Genomic DNA, 14,909 nt, shown 5'->3' with positions numbered 1-14,909 from the left:
CCACGGGACCGGGCATCATAACCCCGGCCATCATTGCCAGCCAAGCGTCCCGGACAGTACACTGACAGTCAGAAGTGTCTTTAATGTCAAGGACTTTGAGAAAATGGCCCGTATCACCGTCGAAGACTGCCTCGAGGTAGTCGACAACCGCTTTGAGCTCGTGCTCATGGCGACCAAGCGCGCACGTCAGCTGGAAAAGGGTGCCGAGCCCACCATCGACGCCCATAACGATAAGCCGACCGTGCTCGCACTGCGCGAGATCGCCGGCAATCGCGTCAACATGACGATGATCGACGAAATCGACCGCGTTGAGCGCGAGCGCGCCGAACGCGAAGCCCTGGAGTGGGCCGCCACGGAAGTGGACGACGACCTCTCCAAGGGTGGGGATGACTGATGGACCCGGGCTGTAGCCGGCCCACCCTTGAAACACGCGCGGCACGCGCGCGCACTGCGCCTGCCCGCCGAACGCATGGAGACGGTCGTCCGACGAGGCGACCGTAGCGAACATGGAAGTCGCTCCGCTTACACCTCCGGGCGCCGTCGCCGACGTGCCGCCTTATGTCCTTGCCCTCGAAGACAAGGTATCCACCTACCTGCCGGCCGAGCAGGTGGCAAGGATCCGTCGTGCCTTCATCGTCGGCGCCGAGGCGCACGAAGGGCAGACGCGTAAATCCGGCGAGCCGTACATCACCCATCCGGTGGCGGTGGCGACTATCCTGGCCGATCTTGGCCTGGATGCCGAGACCATCATCGCGGCGATCCTGCACGACACACTTGAAGACACCCGTCTTGAGCGTGCGGAGCTGGAAGGTGAATTCGGCACCACCGTGGCCGAGCTTGTCGACGGCGTCACCAAGCTGGACAAAATGCGCTTCACCAGCCGCGCCGAAGCCGATGCGGAAAGCTTCCGCAAGATGCTGCTGGCGATGGCGCGCGATCTGCGCGTGATTCTGATCAAGCTCTCCGACCGCCTGCACAACATGCGCACGCTCGGTGCGAAGGATGCCGAATCACGGCGGCGCATCGCCCGCGAGACGCTGGAGATCTACGCGCCCATCGCACAGCGGCTGGGCATGAACAAGTTCAAGGCGGAGCTGCAGGACTTGGGCTTCCGTGCGATGTACCCCGATCGCCACCGGGTGATCTCCGAGCGCATTCGCGCCGCGCTGGGTAACCGGCGTGAAGCGATGGCGCGCATCGAGACAGCCCTGGAAGGGCGCCTTGCCGCCGACCATATTCCCGGCCGTGCCATCAGCCGCATCAAGTCGCCTTGGAGCATCTATTCGAAGATGCGCAACGAGCACAAATCGTTCGCGCAATTGATGGATGTCTACGGCTTTCGCGTGGTGACAGACTCGGCCATGCACTGCTACCAGGCCCTGGGTGCCGTGCACGGGCTGTATAAGCCTGTCGATAGCCGCTTCAAGGATTTCATCGCGATCCCCAAGGCGAATGGTTACCAGTCGCTGCACACGGTGTTGCTCGGACCCTTCGGCGCGCCGATCGAGATCCAGATCCGCACGGCTGAAATGGACTCCGTCGCCGAACGCGGCGTGGCCGCCCACTGGGCCTACAAGACAGGATCGTCCTCGTCGAACAGTGCGCAGGCGCGGGCTCGCGAGTGGCTCTCGGCGCTGGCCGACAGCCAGGCCAACACGCCCTCGGCTGCGGAGTTCCTCGAGAACGTCAAGATCGACCTCTTCCCCGACGAGGTCTACCTGTTCACCCCGCGCGGTGAAATATTCTCGCTGCCGCGGCACGCCACTGCACTCGACTTCGCCTATGCCGTGCATACGGATGTCGGCGATCACGCCGTGGCTGCGCGCGTGGATAAAAAGCTGGTGCCGCTGCGTACAAAGCTGATTTCCGGCCAGCAGGTGGAGATCATCACCGCGCCGTCGGCCGTGCCCAATCCAGCATGGCTCGAATCGGTGGTTACCGGCAAAGCGCGAACGGCCATTCGCCAATACTTGAAGCATCTGCAGCACGAGGACGCCGTCGACTTCGGCCACCGCATGCTCGACCGCGCGCTGGACGCGCGCGGCACCAGCCTGGATGCCATTCCGGCCACCACGCTGCAGCGCTACCTGGACGAAGCCAAACTCAAGCGCCTGGAAGAACTCCTGGCCGACATCGCGCTGGGCAACCGCATGCCCGACCAGGTGGCAACCCAACTCGTAGCCGCGCTCGGTGGCGGTCGCGCGCCGGTGGTTGCCGATGCCGGTCCCGCCGAGAAGATCCGCATCACCGGTGCCGAGCGCGGCGTGCTGACCTTCGGCAACTGCTGCCATCCGTTGCCGGGCGACGACATCGTCGGTTATCTCTCCTCGGGCAAGGGCATCGTGGTGCATCGGGTGGAATGCCCGAACATGGTGGAGTTCCGGAAGTCGCCCGAGCGTTGCGTCGCCATCGAGTGGGATCGCGATGTAAGCGGCGATTACCGCGCGCAGCTGCGCATCGAGGTACTGAACCGCCCCGGCGTGCTGGCCACGGTGGCTGCGGCCATCGCTGCGGCCGAATCGAACATCGAAAACGTCGAGTACATCGAGCGCGACACCAGCGCCGCCACCTTGCTGTTCGCCATCGAGGTGCGCAGCCGCACCCACCTGGCCGAGGTGATGCGCCGCGTGCGCCGCACCGGCGTCGTCAGTGGCGTATATCGGCACCCCTTATAGGGCCTTTCGGGCCGTGGCAATGTGGTCCTTGAAGATGGTTTTAGCTGACCGCATATCCTCGTGGCCTGGATGGGCGTGACCCAATCCTTCGCATTGTTTTGGCCAAAGGAATTAGCCATGTACGACATAGCGTGCGCCACGGAAGTGGACATCGATGGTATCGCTGCGCTGTTGCAGGAAAATGCGCCGTCCCGGGGTGGTTCGCTTACCGGTGAGTTCCCGCGCGACAAAGTCGCCGGGATGGCATTGGGGGACTCGCCGGTGATCGTGGCGCGTCGAGACGGCAACGTTGTCGGTGTCCTGTTCAGTTCATCGAAAGGCAATGCCTCGGCGCCACCGTCGGTACGCGCAATGCTGGCAGCGTGGCCCGGCGATGCAGATGCCTACGTCTATGGCCCTGCGTGCATTGCCGACTCCGAGCGTGGGCAAGGCCTGCTGGCGAAGTTGTACGCGGGTTTGCAACACCATCTCCCGGGACGCGAGGCAGTCCTTTTCATCCGCGCTGACAACGAGGCATCCATTCGCGCGCATCAACGCCTTGGCATGCGCCATGTGGCGGATTTCACGCTCGAAGGCCATCCCTACCAGGTACTTAGCGACCGCCCTGTCTAACCTCGAAAACAAGGAAGAATACTTATGGCAAAGATTGCCATTGTTTATCATTCTGGCTACGGCCATACCAAGAAACAGGCTCAAGCAGTATGCGATGGCGTCAATCGAGTCGCTGGCGCAGCGTGCGAGTTGATCAGTATCGATGGCGAGGGCGCCATTGACGCTGCGGGCTGGAAATCGCTGGATGCCGCGGATGCCATCATTTTCGGCACGCCCACCTACATGGCGGCGCCGTCTTGGCAAATGAAGCGATTCATCGATGACACGTCCAAGCGCTGGTACACGCAAACTTGGAAAGACAAGCTTGCCGGGGCTTTTACCAACTCCGGCTCGATGAACGGCGACAAGGGCATGACGGTCGGTGCGTTGTTCGCCTTCGCCATGCAGCACGGCATGATCTGGGTGGGCACCGCCTTATTGCCGTCGGCCAAGAAATCGGCGGAGCGCAACGATGTGAATTTCCTCGGCGGATACGCCGCCGCCCTGGCGCAGAGCCCATCTGATGCCACGGCGGATGAAGCGCCGCCGCCTGGAGACCTCGAAACTGCCAGTTTGTTTGGTCGACGCATGGCCGGGGTCGCGCAGCAATTCAAGCGATGACCTCGTCGGGCGCAGGCGCGGGCGCGTTCCGCTTCGCGCCAGCGCTCTCGTCGCCAGCCAATCGCACTTGCTGCGGACGTCAGTAGCCCACGGCAGCACAGTCTTATGAAAGGAATCAAAGAAGCCATGCTCATATTTATCGTTTCCCTGACCTACAAAGTAGAACTGCAGGAGGCCGATAAGGTTTTCCCGGAACACATCGCTCATATCGAGAAGTTCCATGCGGCGGGAAAGTACATTATTTCCGGGCGTCGCGAGCCGCGCATCGGAGGTGTCCTCATTGCCACGAATTGCAGTCGTGAAGAAATCGAGGAGATCGTTCACAACGATCCGTACTATCTAAAGGGCGTCGCTGATTTTGAGATCATCGATCTCATACCTACGAGATTCTACAATTACAGGTTGGGCGAGCTTCCCCCCGTGCCTGCGGTGGTCGTCGCTTGACTTGGTTCGAACCGGTATTTCTTTGACGGATTCTGTCTGGCGTCTCAAATCTTCGTTTACTATCGTCCCGCTGCAGCAGGCAGTTTCCAAGGCAAAGGCGATATGTCCACCACCATTATTTCCACTGACCGCGCCCCGGGGGCTATCGGCCCATATTCTCAGGCCGTGCGCGCCGGCAATACCGTGTATTTCTCCGGGCAGATCCCTTTGGATCCGGCGACGGGCAGCCTGGTTGAAGGCGATATCGCCCTGCAGACGCGTCGCGTCTTCGATAACCTCACCGCCGTGGCCGAGGCCGCTGGCGGGTCGCTGGCCAAGATCGTGCGCGTGGGCATCTATGTCACCGATCTGGGGAATTTCGCCACCGTCAACCAGGTAATGGCCGAATATTTCCAGCCGCCATTCCCAGCGCGTTCCACCATCGAGGTTTCCGGCCTCCCCAAGGCCGCACAGGTGGAAGTCGATGCGGTGATGGTGCTCGATTAAGCGCTTGCTGACACGTTGAGTGATGCGTCCCGGGTTACGCCATCATGGCGGGCTCGGTTAGGCTCTTCATCATGCCCGCTCGCACCACCACTCCCGTACCTGTTGCCAATCCCGGTGTCGCGCCGGTGTCGATGCTGCCCGGCGTCGGGCCGGCGCTTGCCCAGTCCCTCGGGCGCATCGGCCTCAACACCGTGCAGGATCTTTGGTTCCACCTGCCGCTTCGGTACGAAGACCGCACTACCATCGCCGCCATCGGCGACCTGCACCACGGTGAGCAGGCGCAGTTCGAAGGTGTGGTGACCAACGTCGAGCGCGGTTTCCGCTTCCGGCCGCAGTTGAAGGTAGCCCTGGCCGACGACAACGGCGATGCCATCGTGCTGCGCTTCTTCCACTTCCATCGCAGCCAGGTGGAGCAACTGAAGGTGGGCACGCGCCTGCTTTGCTTCGGCGAGGTGCGCCAGGTGGGTTTTGGCCTGGAAGTGATCCATCCGCAGTACACACGGGTGGAGTCCGATATCGAGCTGGCGGTGGAGGAGCGGCTGACGCCGATCTATCCCACCGGCGAAGGCCTTGGCCCCAAACGCCTGGCCAGCGTCATCGGCAAGGCGCTGGCGTTGCTGCCCACCGACGACAGCATCGAATTGTTACCGCGCGCCTTGCTTGAACCCTTGCAGATGGCTCCGTTGCGCGATGCGCTGATGTACGTGCATCGTCCGCCGCCGGACACGGATCTGCTTCGGCTCGAACAGGGTCGCCACCCGATGCAGCGGCGCCTTGCCTTCGAAGAACTGCTTACCCAGCATCTCACCTTGCGCCGCATGCGCGCGCAGGTGAAGGCGCGCCGTGCGCCGAAGCTGGGCCGTGGCCGTGTGCTGGCCGAACGTTTGCTCGCTTCGTTGCCCTTCAGCCTGACCGGCGCCCAGCAACGCGTGGCGGGGGAGATCGCCGATGACCTCAAGCGCGGCCATCCCATGCTGCGCCTGGTGCAGGGCGATGTCGGCAGCGGCAAGACGATCGTGGCAGCGCTGGCAGCGCTTACCGCGGTGGAGAGCGGTTACCAGGTAGCCCTGATGGCGCCCACCGAACTCCTGGCCGAGCAACACCTGCGCAACTTCCGCGCGTGGCTGGAACCCCTTGGCCTGGAAGTGCAGTGGCTCGCCGGCAAGGTGCAGGGCAGGGCGCGCAAGGCGGCGCTCGAGCGCACCGCCGGTGGCGCGCACGTGGTGGTGGGCACGCACGCGCTGATGCAGGAAGGCGTGGTGTTCGACAAGCTTGGCCTGGTGATCGTGGACGAACAGCACCGCTTCGGCGTGCACCAGCGGCTGGCCCTGCGGGACAAGGGCGCCGAAGGCGACATGGTGCCGCACCAGCTCGTGCTCACCGCCACGCCGATCCCGCGCACGCTGGCCATGAGCGCCTACGCCGACCTTGATGTTTCCTCCATCGATGAATTGCCGCCGGGCCGCACGCCCGTGGTAACGGTGGCGGTGTCCAGTGCGCGCCGTGAAGAAGTGATCGAACGCATCCGCGTGGCCTGTGCGGAAGGGCGGCAGGTGTATTGGGTATGCACCCTGATCGAGGAATCCGAGCAGCTCAATGCGCAAGCGGCGGAGGTGGCGCATGCGGACCTGACTGCGGCGCTGGTGGGGGTGACGGTCGCGCTGATCCACGGACGCATGAAGCCGAAGGAAAAACAGGCCACGATGGATGCCTTCAAGGCCGGCAGCATTGCCGTGCTCGTGGCCACCACCGTGATCGAAGTGGGCGTGGATGTGCCCAATGCCAGCCTGATGGTGATCGAGAATGCCGAGCGCCTGGGGCTGGCCCAGCTGCACCAGCTGCGGGGCCGCGTGGGCCGTGGCAGCGTACTGTCCAATTGCGTACTGCTGTACCGCACGCCGTTGTCGCTGCTGGCAAGGGAGCGCTTGCAGGTGATGCGCCAGACCAGCGATGGCTTTCGCATCGCCGAGAAAGACCTGGAATTGCGCGGTCCCGGCGAGGTGCTTGGGACCCGGCAGACCGGCCAGTTGCAGTTCCGCATCGCCGATCTTGCGCGCGATGCGGACATGCTTCCCACCGTGCACGAGGTGGGTGAGCAATTGCTCGAAGGTTATCCGGCGCTCGCCGAGCGACTGGTCACCCGTTGGGTCGGCGATGCCGCACGCTACGTGCATGCCTGAGCCGGCCCGATCGGCCGTTCAATGCCGACCCGCTGCGCGGTATCCTGCGAGGTCATTTCGTCGTACTCCGGAGTTTCGATGACCCAGCCGCAGCTTTTGATCGACACCGACCCAGGTGTCGATGACGCCCTGGCGATCCTTATGGCCCATGCGCACGCCGACGTCGCGGCGCTCACTGTCGCCGCGGGTAATGTCGGCCTGGATCACACGGTGCGCAACGCCTGCCGGTTGGTGGACGTGGTCAAGTCGGCCACCCCCGTGTTTCCCGGATGCGCGACCCCGCTGGTGCGCATGCCCGAGGAAGACGCGGCCTTCGTCCACGGCCAGGATGGCTTTGGCGATGTCGGTTATCCCGAGCCGGTCACGAAGCCAAGGGATGAACATGCCGCTCTGGCCCTGTTGCGACTGACCCGTGAACGCCCTGGTGAACTCACCCTGGTGGCCCTTGGCCCGCTCACCAACCTCGCCCTGGCCGTCAGGCTGGATCCGACCCTGCCTGAAAGGGTCAAGCGCCTGGTGATCATGGGCGGTGCCGTCACGGGCCAGGGCAATACCGGCAGGGTGCCGGCGGAATTCAATATCGGCTTCGACCCGGAGGCCGCCCAGGTGGTGTTCGAAGCTTTCCCGATGTTCGACCTGGTCGATTGGGAAGCCACCGTGCGGCACGCCTTCGATGACTCTCTGCTCGACGCCTGGCTTGCCGCAGGCGATGCCCGGGCGGAGCTCTTCGGCAAGATCTTCCAGGTGGCCCGGGCCTTCAACGCCCGCCACGAGCGCCGGGGCTTCATTGCCGCCGACGCCCTGGCCATGGCCGTGGCGCTGGATCCGGCCATGATTACCCGGGCGCAAACCCGCCATGTGGCCATCGAACTGGACGGGCGCCTGACCCGGGGGGCGACCGTGGTCGACTGGCAGCGCCGGCTCGGCCATGCCCCGAACGCCCGGATCGTGCTGGACGTGGACTCCGGGCGCTTCGGGGCCATGATCGCCCGGGCACTGGGTGCCTGAAGTTGCGGCAGCAAGGGCAGGCCGGTACAATACCCGTCTTTTCGCCCCGCATTCGAGTCAATATCATGAAGCAAGACGCCCATCCCAAGTACCACGCGGTCGTTTTCCAGGACCTGTCCTCGGATTTCTCGTTTCTTACCCGCTCCACGATGTCCGCCAAGGAAACCGTGAAATGGGAAGACGGCAACGAATACCCGCTGATCAAGGTCGATATTTCCAGCCATTCGCACCCGTTCTACACGGGTAAGCAGAAGACGCTCGACGTCGGCGGCCGTGTGGACAAGTTCCGCCAGCGCCTGGCCGCGGCCGGCAAGAAGAGCTAAGACACCACGCGCCGCCTGCGGGGCGGCGGACATGGTGTGCCGACACGGGGCGGGCCCAAGGGTCCGCCCCGTGTTTTTTTTGCGGCTATCCCTACCATGCGCCAACGCATGCTCGCTGGATCGATATGCGATAATGCCCCGATGCATTGCCCCCGGGCATGCGTGGCCGTCCCTCCCCAGGCGGCTTCCCACATACCAATACCGGTAGCGGGGCCTTGGCTTCGTTCCCGGCGAACCAAGGAGCACGCCGTGTCCGACGCCAAGATCGTCAACCTCGTCGATGAGTCCAACAAGCGCTCAAGCCAGCTGCCCCTGGTGAGCGGCACGCTTGGGCCTGACTGCATCGACATCGCCACGCTGTACAAGGACACCGGCCACTTCACCTACGACCCGGGTTACGGCAGCACCGCCAGCACCAAGAGCGCCATCACCTACATCGATGGCGACGCCGGCATCCTGCTCTACCGCGGTTACCCGATCGAGCAGCTGGCCGAGAAGTCCAACTTCCTGGAAACGTCTTACCTGCTGCTCAACGGCGAATTGCCGAACAAACAGCAATTCTCCAGCTTCGAGCACGACATCACGCATCACACGATGATGCACGAGTCCCTGAAGGACTTCTTCAAGGGCTTCCACCACGACGCGCACCCGATGGCCATCCTGGCCGCGTCCGTCGCCTCGCTGTCGGCCTTCTACCACGACGACCTCAACGTCGACGATCCGGCCGATCGCAAGCTTGCCGCCGTGCGCCTGATCGCGAAGATGCCGACCATCGCCGCGGCGTGTTTCCGCTATTCGGTGGGTTGGCCGCTGCGCTATCCGCGCAACAACCTCGAGTACGTCGAGCGCTTCCTGCACATGATGTTCGAAGTCCCCAGCGAGCCGCTGGAGTTGAATCCGGTGGCCGCCAAGGCGCTGGACCTGCTCTTCATCCTGCACGCCGACCACGAGCAGAACGCCTCCACCTCCACGGTTCGCCTGGTGGGTTCCACCGGTGCCAATCCCTACGCATCGATCGCCGCCGGCATCACCGCGTTGTGGGGCCCGGCCCACGGCGGTGCCAACGAGGCGGTGCTCAAGCAGCTCAACGAGATCGGCTCGCCCGATAACGTCGAGACGGCCGTCAAGCGCGCCAAGGACAAGAACGACAGCTTCCGCCTGATGGGCTTCGGCCACCGCGTGTACAAGAATTTCGACCCGCGCGCCAAGATCATCCGCGAGATGTGCCACAAGGTGCTCAACGAGCTCGGTGTCAACGATCCGCTGCTCGATGTCGCTTTGAAGCTGGAGGAAGCGGCGCTCAAGGACGACTACTTCGTCGAGCGCAAGCTGTACCCGAACGTCGATTTCTACTCCGGCCTGATCTACAAGGCGCTGGGCATTCCCACCGAGATGTTCACCGTGATGTTCGCCATCGCGCGCACGTCCGGCTGGATCGCCCACTGGATCGAGCAGCACGAAACCCCGGGTTCGCGCATCGGCCGTCCGCGCCAGATCTACATCGGCGCCGACACCCGCGATTACCCGTCGGGCAAGCGGTAAGCGTCACCGCCACAAGGTAAAAGAAGAAACCCGCCTTGAGGCGGGTTTCTTTTTGCGTCAGTGATTGTCCTTTTTCTTGTCGTCATGTGGCGGCGGATGACCGCCGCCGCCGCGCGGGGCTTCGTGATGTTGTTCCGGTCGCGGCGCGGCGTGTTGTTCCATGTGCGGCTGCTGGACGTTGGGTCGGGGCGCCTGGTGTTGCTCAAAGTTCTGCCGTGACGGGGCGGCCACCTCAGGCCGTGCGGCGTGATGCATCGCCTGCTCCGGCCGGGGCTGGAAGCCCTGGGTACTGGGCTGCGCATGAGGCGTCTGGGGCTGCGGTCGGTCGCTGAAGCGCTGCTGCGGCGAGGCATGGGGCGTCGGTGCGATGCCATTGCCGGGCGCGTGCGATTGTTGACCCGCTACATTGGCCGGTTGCCCGAAGCTGCGGTCGCGGTGCGAGTCCTGCATCGTGTTGCGAATGGGATTGGCGGCACCCGTCTGTGGTGGCGTGTGTCCCTGGGCGACGTTCGGCTGGCCTGGACGGCTCGCGGCGGGCGGCATACCCGGCCGTCCACGATCCGCCGGTTGGGCATGTTGCTGCACCATCTGCGGAGTGAAGTTCGGACGCTGCATATGGGCGAAGTCGGGACGGCCATTCGGCGTGCCGCCGGGACGGTTGGCCGGCCCGGGGGCGCCTGGGCGATGGTCCGTGCCAGGGTTGGGGTTGGGCAAGCCAGGCCGCGAACCTGCCTGCGGTGCAAAGCGGTTGGCCTGGCCGTTGTGATCCTGGCGGCCGCGGTTGTCGATCGTGTTGTTGCTGTTGCGGTTGATGGTGACGTTGTTGTTGACCACCGTGCGGCGCGTGACATAGGTGTGGTTGTTGTAGACCACGGCCGGACGCGGGCCACGATAACCGCCGCCTGGACCAGGGCCGCCATGGCGGCCGCCCCAGTTCACGTTCCAGGCGTGCCAGCCGTAGTCGCGGCGGTCATGGTGATGGTCGAAGGCGCTGGCGATCAGCACGCCGGCGGTGAAGGCGATGGCACCGGTTGCGATGATCTCGCCGGTGGTGAAGCGCGGCGCCGGACGCCAGGCATAGCCCGGGTAAACGTAGTCGGTTTCGCCATACACCAGGGCGGGGTCGTAGCTGGGCACGTACACCACGTCCTCTTCCGCCGGTTCGATCACGATGGTCCGCGGCGGCGCTTCGACAATGGTGGTGCTGCTTTCTTCATACACCGTACCGTCGTCAGCGTATTCCGGCGGCTGGTAGCTGGCGCTGTCGACCACTTCCACCTTCTGCTGCGGCGTGGTCTTCAAATTACCTTTCGACTGCGCGCGCTGGCGCATCACCTGGATGGCGTTGAGCACATCGTTCGGATCGTTCGCATAGGCCTGGCCGAGCGATGTGGTCCAGTCGATGTTGCGGGCCAACTGGTCTAGCACGGCGGGAAAGGCGGTCAGTGCCTTGACGCTCGGGTCCCACGGTTGCTGGCTCGCTTCATCCTGCAGGGCATCGGGCTTCTCGCCGTTGTGTTCGGCCATCCAGGAATTGGCCGAACTCACCTGGTCGGGGTAGGTGGATGCGGCCAGCGTCTGCGCCACGAGCTTGTCGGGGAACAAGGCAATGGGGGAGACGAGCTGATAGAGCTGCTCGGCGGTGGGTTGACCGCCCTGGTCCTGTGCGCCCTGATCTTGCGCGGCACCATCCTGGGCTGGCGGCGGCTGCACGGCGGGTGTCGATGCCACGGGGCTCGCCTGGGCGTCGGTGGCGGCCATGGCGGTATCGCCATCGGAATGACATGCGGAAACCGCGGCGATGGCCGCGTAGAGCGCGGTCCAGCGAAGGAAACCCACCCGACTTGCCTTGCCCATCGAAGTCACTCCCGCCCTGGTTGTATGTGTGCCCAAGCTTGATGGCAGGAAAGTGACTGCACGCTTGCTCAGGTTATCGCGACGCGGCCGGCGTTTGGTCAGCCTTCAGCCTTCCAGCGTGCCGCACGGAAGGTGATGTTGAAGCGATATTCCCCGGTAAGGGGATGCGATGCTTCCTTCAAAGGCAGGACGCCGTGGTACGCCAGGCGCGACGGACCGCCCCAGACCACCACGTCACCGTGTACCAGCGGCACCCGTTGCTTGGGTCCCGCTCGTTCATTGCCCCCGAACTGGAACGTGGCCGGCACACCCAGGGAAACCGACACGATGGGCTGGGTGCCGTCGCGCTCGTCACGGTCCTGGTGCAAGGTCAGGCGGCTACCGGGTATGTAGCGATTGACCAGGCAGGCATCGGGGTCGAAGCCGGCATAACCGGCATGCGCCGCGGCCTCGGCGGCGAGGCGGGCGAAGCGCGGGGGCATGGCTGGCCATGGCTTGCCGGTGATGGGATCGATCTGGTCGTAGCGGTAACCGCGGCGATCGCTGCACCAGCCGAACTGTCCGCAGTTGGTCATCGCCACCGACATGGTGAAACCACCGGGCGTGACCAGATGGCGGAACGGCGCCTGTTCGGCCACGGCATGGATGTCCTCAACCAGTGCCTGGCCGATATCCAGGGCGAAACCGCGCAGCACCCATGCACCATCGGCCAGGGGTTCGTCCCGTCGTTCCATGGCAGCGAACAGATCCAAGGTCACTGACGGCCTTCGCGTTCGAGCAGCGCGCGCTTGCGCTCCACGCCCCAGCGATAGCCCGACAGGCCGCCATCGTTGCGCACCACGCGATGGCAGGGGACGGCCACGGCGAGGTGGTTGGCGGCACAGGCGCCGGCCACCGCCCGCACCGAGGCTGGCGCACCGATCCTGCGCGCGACTTCGGTATAGCTGACCGTCTCGCCGGCGGGAATTTCGCGCAAGGCTTGCCACACGCGGCGCTGGAAGGCGGTGCCGCGGATATCGAGCGGCAGGTCCAGGCCCTGGTTGGGCGCCTCGACAAAGCCCACCACTTGCGCCACGACGCGATCGAAGTCGCGATCGTCGCCGACCAGTTCAGCGTTGGGGAATCGATCCTGCAACTGGCGGACCAGGGCATCGGGATCGTCACCCAGGGTAATGGCGCAGATGCCCTGGTCGCTGCGCGCCACCAGGATGGCCCCCAACGAAGATTGCCCCACGGCGAAGCGGATATGGGCCTGGTCGCCGCCACGGCGGAAGCGGCTGGCGGTCATGCCAAGCTCGTCGGCCGCCGTTTCGTAGAAGCGGCTGCTCGAACCATAACCGGCCTCGTAGATGGCGTCGGTGACACGCGCGGCAAGTCCAAGCTCCTGGCGCATGCGCTGGCCCCGATGGGCCGCGCCGTACTGCCGCGGCGTCACGCCTGCCACCGCCTTGAACATGCGCTGGAAATGGAAGGGGCTAAGGCCTGCCTGCTGTGCCAGCACTTCGAGCGTGGGCATGCTTTCGGCAGCCTCGATGGTCCGGCAAGCCGCGGCCACCAGGGTGGCCTGGCGTTCGGCCTGCGAGGGGCCATCAGGCTTGCAGCGCTTGCATGGACGGAATCCGGCGCGCTTGGCGTCTTCCCGCGTGGCGTGGAAGGCGACGTTCTGGCGCAGCGGCGCCCGTGAGCCGCACGAGGGCCGGCAATACACGCCGGTGGTGCGTACCGAATACCAGAACGTACCGTCGGCCGAGGCGTCGCGCGTTTGTACGGCAGTCCAGCGTGGGTCGTTGGGCAGTTGGGTGGGTTGCGGCTTCATGGCGACCTCATCGGATGAATATGATGGCGTCATCTTCCCCGGGCAAGGCGTTCAGGCCACTCCGGGCCTTGCGGTCGAATTCGGCTTACCTACCGGGCCAGCTCCGCATCGGAGCGATAGGCCTGCGCTTGCTCGAACAGCCACGCGCGGAAGGTGGTGAAACCTGCGTGATCGACCGCTCGCGGGGACCGCGCCAGGTAATACGATTCAGCGCTCACCAGGTGACGTCTGCCGATCTGCCTCAGCGCACCGGAAGCAATCAACGGACGCGCCATCACCATGCGCCCCAGGGCCACGCCCACGCCTTCCATTGCCGCGCGCTGCAGGGCTTCGGAGGTGTCGAAGCGGGCCACGTAGCGAACCGGCGGCGAACCGCCATGCGTGGCGAACCAGCGCGTCCAGCGATCCGAGGGATCGCCAAGCAAGGGCCAGCCGGCCATGTCGTCGGCGTCCAGGCCGCTGAAGCGGTCAATCAGCGCCGGCGTTGCCACGGGAACCATCCACTCGCCGAATAGGCGCTCGACGTGGACGCCGGGCCATTGGCCCATGCCGTAACGGATACCCGCGTCCACGGCGTCGCGTTCGAAGTCGACCAGGTCGTTGCTCGACTGCAGGTTCAATTCGAGCTCCGGATGGCGGGCGACGAGGTCGGGCAACCGGGGCAGCAGCCAACCCGTCACTACGCCCGGTACGGAGGAGATGGTGACCACTTCCGCCCGCCGCTTGCGATAGCCAGCAATGGCACGCTCGATGCCGTCGAAGTGCCCACCCACCGATTCGAGCAGCGCCCGGCCTTCCTCGGTAAGGACCACCCCGCGCGGTCCACGGGAGAACAGCGGGCGATCAAGCCGTTCTTCGAGCTGGCGAATCTGATGGCTCAGGGCGCTTACCGTCAGGTTCGACTGTTCGGCAGCCCGGGTGAGATTGCCCAGCCGGGCCGCGGTGACGAAGCGGTGCAGCTGCATCAGCGGGATCGACATCTTGAATTTCCCTCAAGTCGGTGTGGCGAATATATCGCTTCCGGCGCTGCAAGGTCAGGCCTATCTTGCATCCCAAGAACTTACCCCTTGAAGGAGATTGGACATGGCATCGATCTTCACCAACCTTGCTTTCATGCACGGGCATATCACCGACGTGGCGTTGGCCAGGCGGCTGGCGGGCCTGGAGGAGGAGGGTGCGCAACCCACGAAGCCTGCCCGGCCGGCCAAGCGGGAAAAGGTGGCTGGAATCCAGCGCCTGCGCCCGTCTACAGCCCCATCCCACTGGATGATCCTGGGGCTTCGCTGAAAGGCCATAAGGGGTCAGAGTCATTAAAGGCTAATGATTCTGACCCCTAGGGCTTCAACTTCTAGGGTTTCATGGCGTG

At 64.5% G+C, this 14,909-nt stretch carries 15 protein-coding genes; 11 read left to right on the top strand and 4 right to left on the bottom strand.

Translation table 11 applies throughout. The features are described from left to right. Positions 1–103: 103 nt before the first annotated feature. From rpoZ to NDK18_RS07685, 10 genes are all read left to right on the top strand, one after another. Positions 104–394: a DNA-directed RNA polymerase subunit omega gene (gene rpoZ, locus NDK18_RS07730; RefSeq protein ID WP_250624865.1), complete on the top strand. Its 291-nt coding sequence runs from the start codon at positions 104–106 to the stop codon at positions 392–394. 112 nt (positions 395–506) lie between these two features. Next, complete coding sequence (locus NDK18_RS07725) at positions 507–2,675, top strand: RelA/SpoT family protein (RefSeq protein ID WP_250627465.1); 2,169 nt, start codon at positions 507–509, stop codon at positions 2,673–2,675. Positions 2,676–2,792: 117 nt separating this feature from the next. Further along, complete coding sequence (locus NDK18_RS07720) at positions 2,793–3,287, top strand: GNAT family N-acetyltransferase (protein ID WP_250627464.1); 495 nt, start codon at positions 2,793–2,795, stop codon at positions 3,285–3,287. A 24-nt stretch (positions 3,288–3,311) separates the two neighbouring features. Beyond that, a complete protein-coding gene (locus tag NDK18_RS07715; RefSeq protein WP_250627463.1) occupies positions 3,312–3,887 on the top strand; it encodes a flavodoxin family protein in 576 nt (191 codons plus the stop codon). A 105-nt stretch (positions 3,888–3,992) separates the two neighbouring features. After that, positions 3,993–4,331 carry a YciI family protein gene (locus NDK18_RS07710; RefSeq protein WP_250627462.1) on the top strand — a complete coding sequence of 113 codons (339 nt, stop codon included), beginning with the start codon at positions 3,993–3,995 and terminating at the stop codon, positions 4,329–4,331. Positions 4,332–4,433: 102 nt separating this feature from the next. Next, on the top strand, positions 4,434–4,817 hold the full coding sequence (locus NDK18_RS07705; protein ID WP_250627461.1) for a RidA family protein: 384 nt from the start codon (positions 4,434–4,436) through the stop codon (positions 4,815–4,817). Positions 4,818–4,888: 71 nt separating this feature from the next. Then, entirely contained in the window at positions 4,889–6,997 is a 2,109-nt protein-coding gene (gene recG, locus NDK18_RS07700; RefSeq protein WP_250627460.1) for an ATP-dependent DNA helicase RecG, read from the top strand. A 78-nt stretch (positions 6,998–7,075) separates the two neighbouring features. Beyond that, positions 7,076–8,005, top strand: a complete 930-nt coding sequence (locus NDK18_RS07695; RefSeq protein ID WP_250627459.1) for a nucleoside hydrolase — start codon at positions 7,076–7,078, stop codon at positions 8,003–8,005. 65 nt (positions 8,006–8,070) lie between these two features. After that, positions 8,071–8,328, top strand: a complete 258-nt coding sequence (locus NDK18_RS07690; protein ID WP_250624870.1) for a type B 50S ribosomal protein L31 — start codon at positions 8,071–8,073, stop codon at positions 8,326–8,328. A 249-nt stretch (positions 8,329–8,577) separates the two neighbouring features. Continuing rightward, a complete protein-coding gene (locus tag NDK18_RS07685) occupies positions 8,578–9,870 on the top strand; it encodes a citrate synthase (RefSeq protein ID WP_250624871.1) in 1,293 nt (430 codons plus the stop codon). Between the two features lie 57 nt (positions 9,871–9,927). Here the strand turns inward: NDK18_RS07685 and NDK18_RS07680 are convergent, their stop codons facing one another. The 4 genes from NDK18_RS07680 to NDK18_RS07665 form a co-directional block, all read right to left on the bottom strand. After that, on the bottom strand, positions 9,928–11,727 hold the full coding sequence (locus tag NDK18_RS07680) for a DUF3300 domain-containing protein (RefSeq protein ID WP_250627458.1): 1,800 nt from the start codon (positions 11,725–11,727) through the stop codon (positions 9,928–9,930). 98 nt (positions 11,728–11,825) lie between these two features. Further along, positions 11,826–12,485 carry a DNA oxidative demethylase AlkB gene (gene alkB, locus NDK18_RS07675; protein ID WP_345777072.1) on the bottom strand — a complete coding sequence of 220 codons (660 nt, stop codon included), beginning with the start codon at positions 12,483–12,485 and terminating at the stop codon, positions 11,826–11,828. Further along, positions 12,482–13,543 (bottom strand): bifunctional DNA-binding transcriptional regulator/O6-methylguanine-DNA methyltransferase Ada, encoded by a 1,062-nt coding sequence (gene ada / locus NDK18_RS07670; protein WP_250627456.1) that lies wholly within the window; start codon positions 13,541–13,543, stop codon positions 12,482–12,484. Before ada ends, alkB begins: the two co-directional genes overlap by 4 nt. Positions 13,544–13,632: 89 nt before the next feature. Next, a complete protein-coding gene (locus NDK18_RS07665; RefSeq protein WP_250624875.1) occupies positions 13,633–14,523 on the bottom strand; it encodes a LysR substrate-binding domain-containing protein in 891 nt (296 codons plus the stop codon). A 103-nt stretch (positions 14,524–14,626) separates the two neighbouring features. On the opposite strand from NDK18_RS07665, the gene NDK18_RS07660 reads away from it, so the two are divergent. Beyond that, entirely contained in the window at positions 14,627–14,830 is a 204-nt protein-coding gene (locus NDK18_RS07660; RefSeq protein ID WP_250627455.1) for a hypothetical protein, read from the top strand. The last annotated feature ends 79 nt before the right edge of the window (positions 14,831–14,909 follow it).

Origin of the sequence: Pinirhizobacter soli (assembly GCF_015905305.1) — a bacterium.
Classification (GTDB): domain Bacteria; phylum Pseudomonadota; class Gammaproteobacteria; order Xanthomonadales; family Rhodanobacteraceae; genus Pinirhizobacter; species Pinirhizobacter soli.
The sequence above is the reverse complement of the archived record's forward strand: the minus strand, read 5'-3'. Positions and strand labels throughout refer to the sequence as shown.

Bases quoted from the DNA above. Each gene is read 5' to 3' on its own strand.
- NDK18_RS07695 (WP_250627459.1), top strand. From the start codon at position 7,076: ATGACCCAGCCGCAGCTTTTGATCGACACCGACCCAGGTGTCGATGAC.
- ada (WP_250627456.1), bottom strand. From the start codon at position 13,543: ATGAAGCCGCAACCCACCCAACTGCCCAACGACCCACGCTGGACTGCC.
- rpoZ (WP_250624865.1), top strand. From the start codon at position 104: ATGGCCCGTATCACCGTCGAAGACTGCCTCGAGGTAGTCGACAACCGC.
- NDK18_RS07710 (WP_250627462.1), top strand. From the start codon at position 3,993: ATGAAAGGAATCAAAGAAGCCATGCTCATATTTATCGTTTCCCTGACC.
- NDK18_RS07660 (WP_250627455.1), top strand. From the start codon at position 14,627: ATGGCATCGATCTTCACCAACCTTGCTTTCATGCACGGGCATATCACC.
- NDK18_RS07715 (WP_250627463.1), top strand. From the start codon at position 3,312: ATGGCAAAGATTGCCATTGTTTATCATTCTGGCTACGGCCATACCAAG.
- recG (WP_250627460.1), top strand. From the start codon at position 4,889: ATGCCCGCTCGCACCACCACTCCCGTACCTGTTGCCAATCCCGGTGTC.
- NDK18_RS07680 (WP_250627458.1), bottom strand. From the start codon at position 11,727: ATGGGCAAGGCAAGTCGGGTGGGTTTCCTTCGCTGGACCGCGCTCTAC.
- NDK18_RS07705 (WP_250627461.1), top strand. From the start codon at position 4,434: ATGTCCACCACCATTATTTCCACTGACCGCGCCCCGGGGGCTATCGGC.
- NDK18_RS07725 (WP_250627465.1), top strand. From the start codon at position 507: ATGGAAGTCGCTCCGCTTACACCTCCGGGCGCCGTCGCCGACGTGCCG.
- NDK18_RS07720 (WP_250627464.1), top strand. From the start codon at position 2,793: ATGTACGACATAGCGTGCGCCACGGAAGTGGACATCGATGGTATCGCT.
- NDK18_RS07690 (WP_250624870.1), top strand. From the start codon at position 8,071: ATGAAGCAAGACGCCCATCCCAAGTACCACGCGGTCGTTTTCCAGGAC.
- NDK18_RS07665 (WP_250624875.1), bottom strand. From the start codon at position 14,523: ATGTCGATCCCGCTGATGCAGCTGCACCGCTTCGTCACCGCGGCCCGG.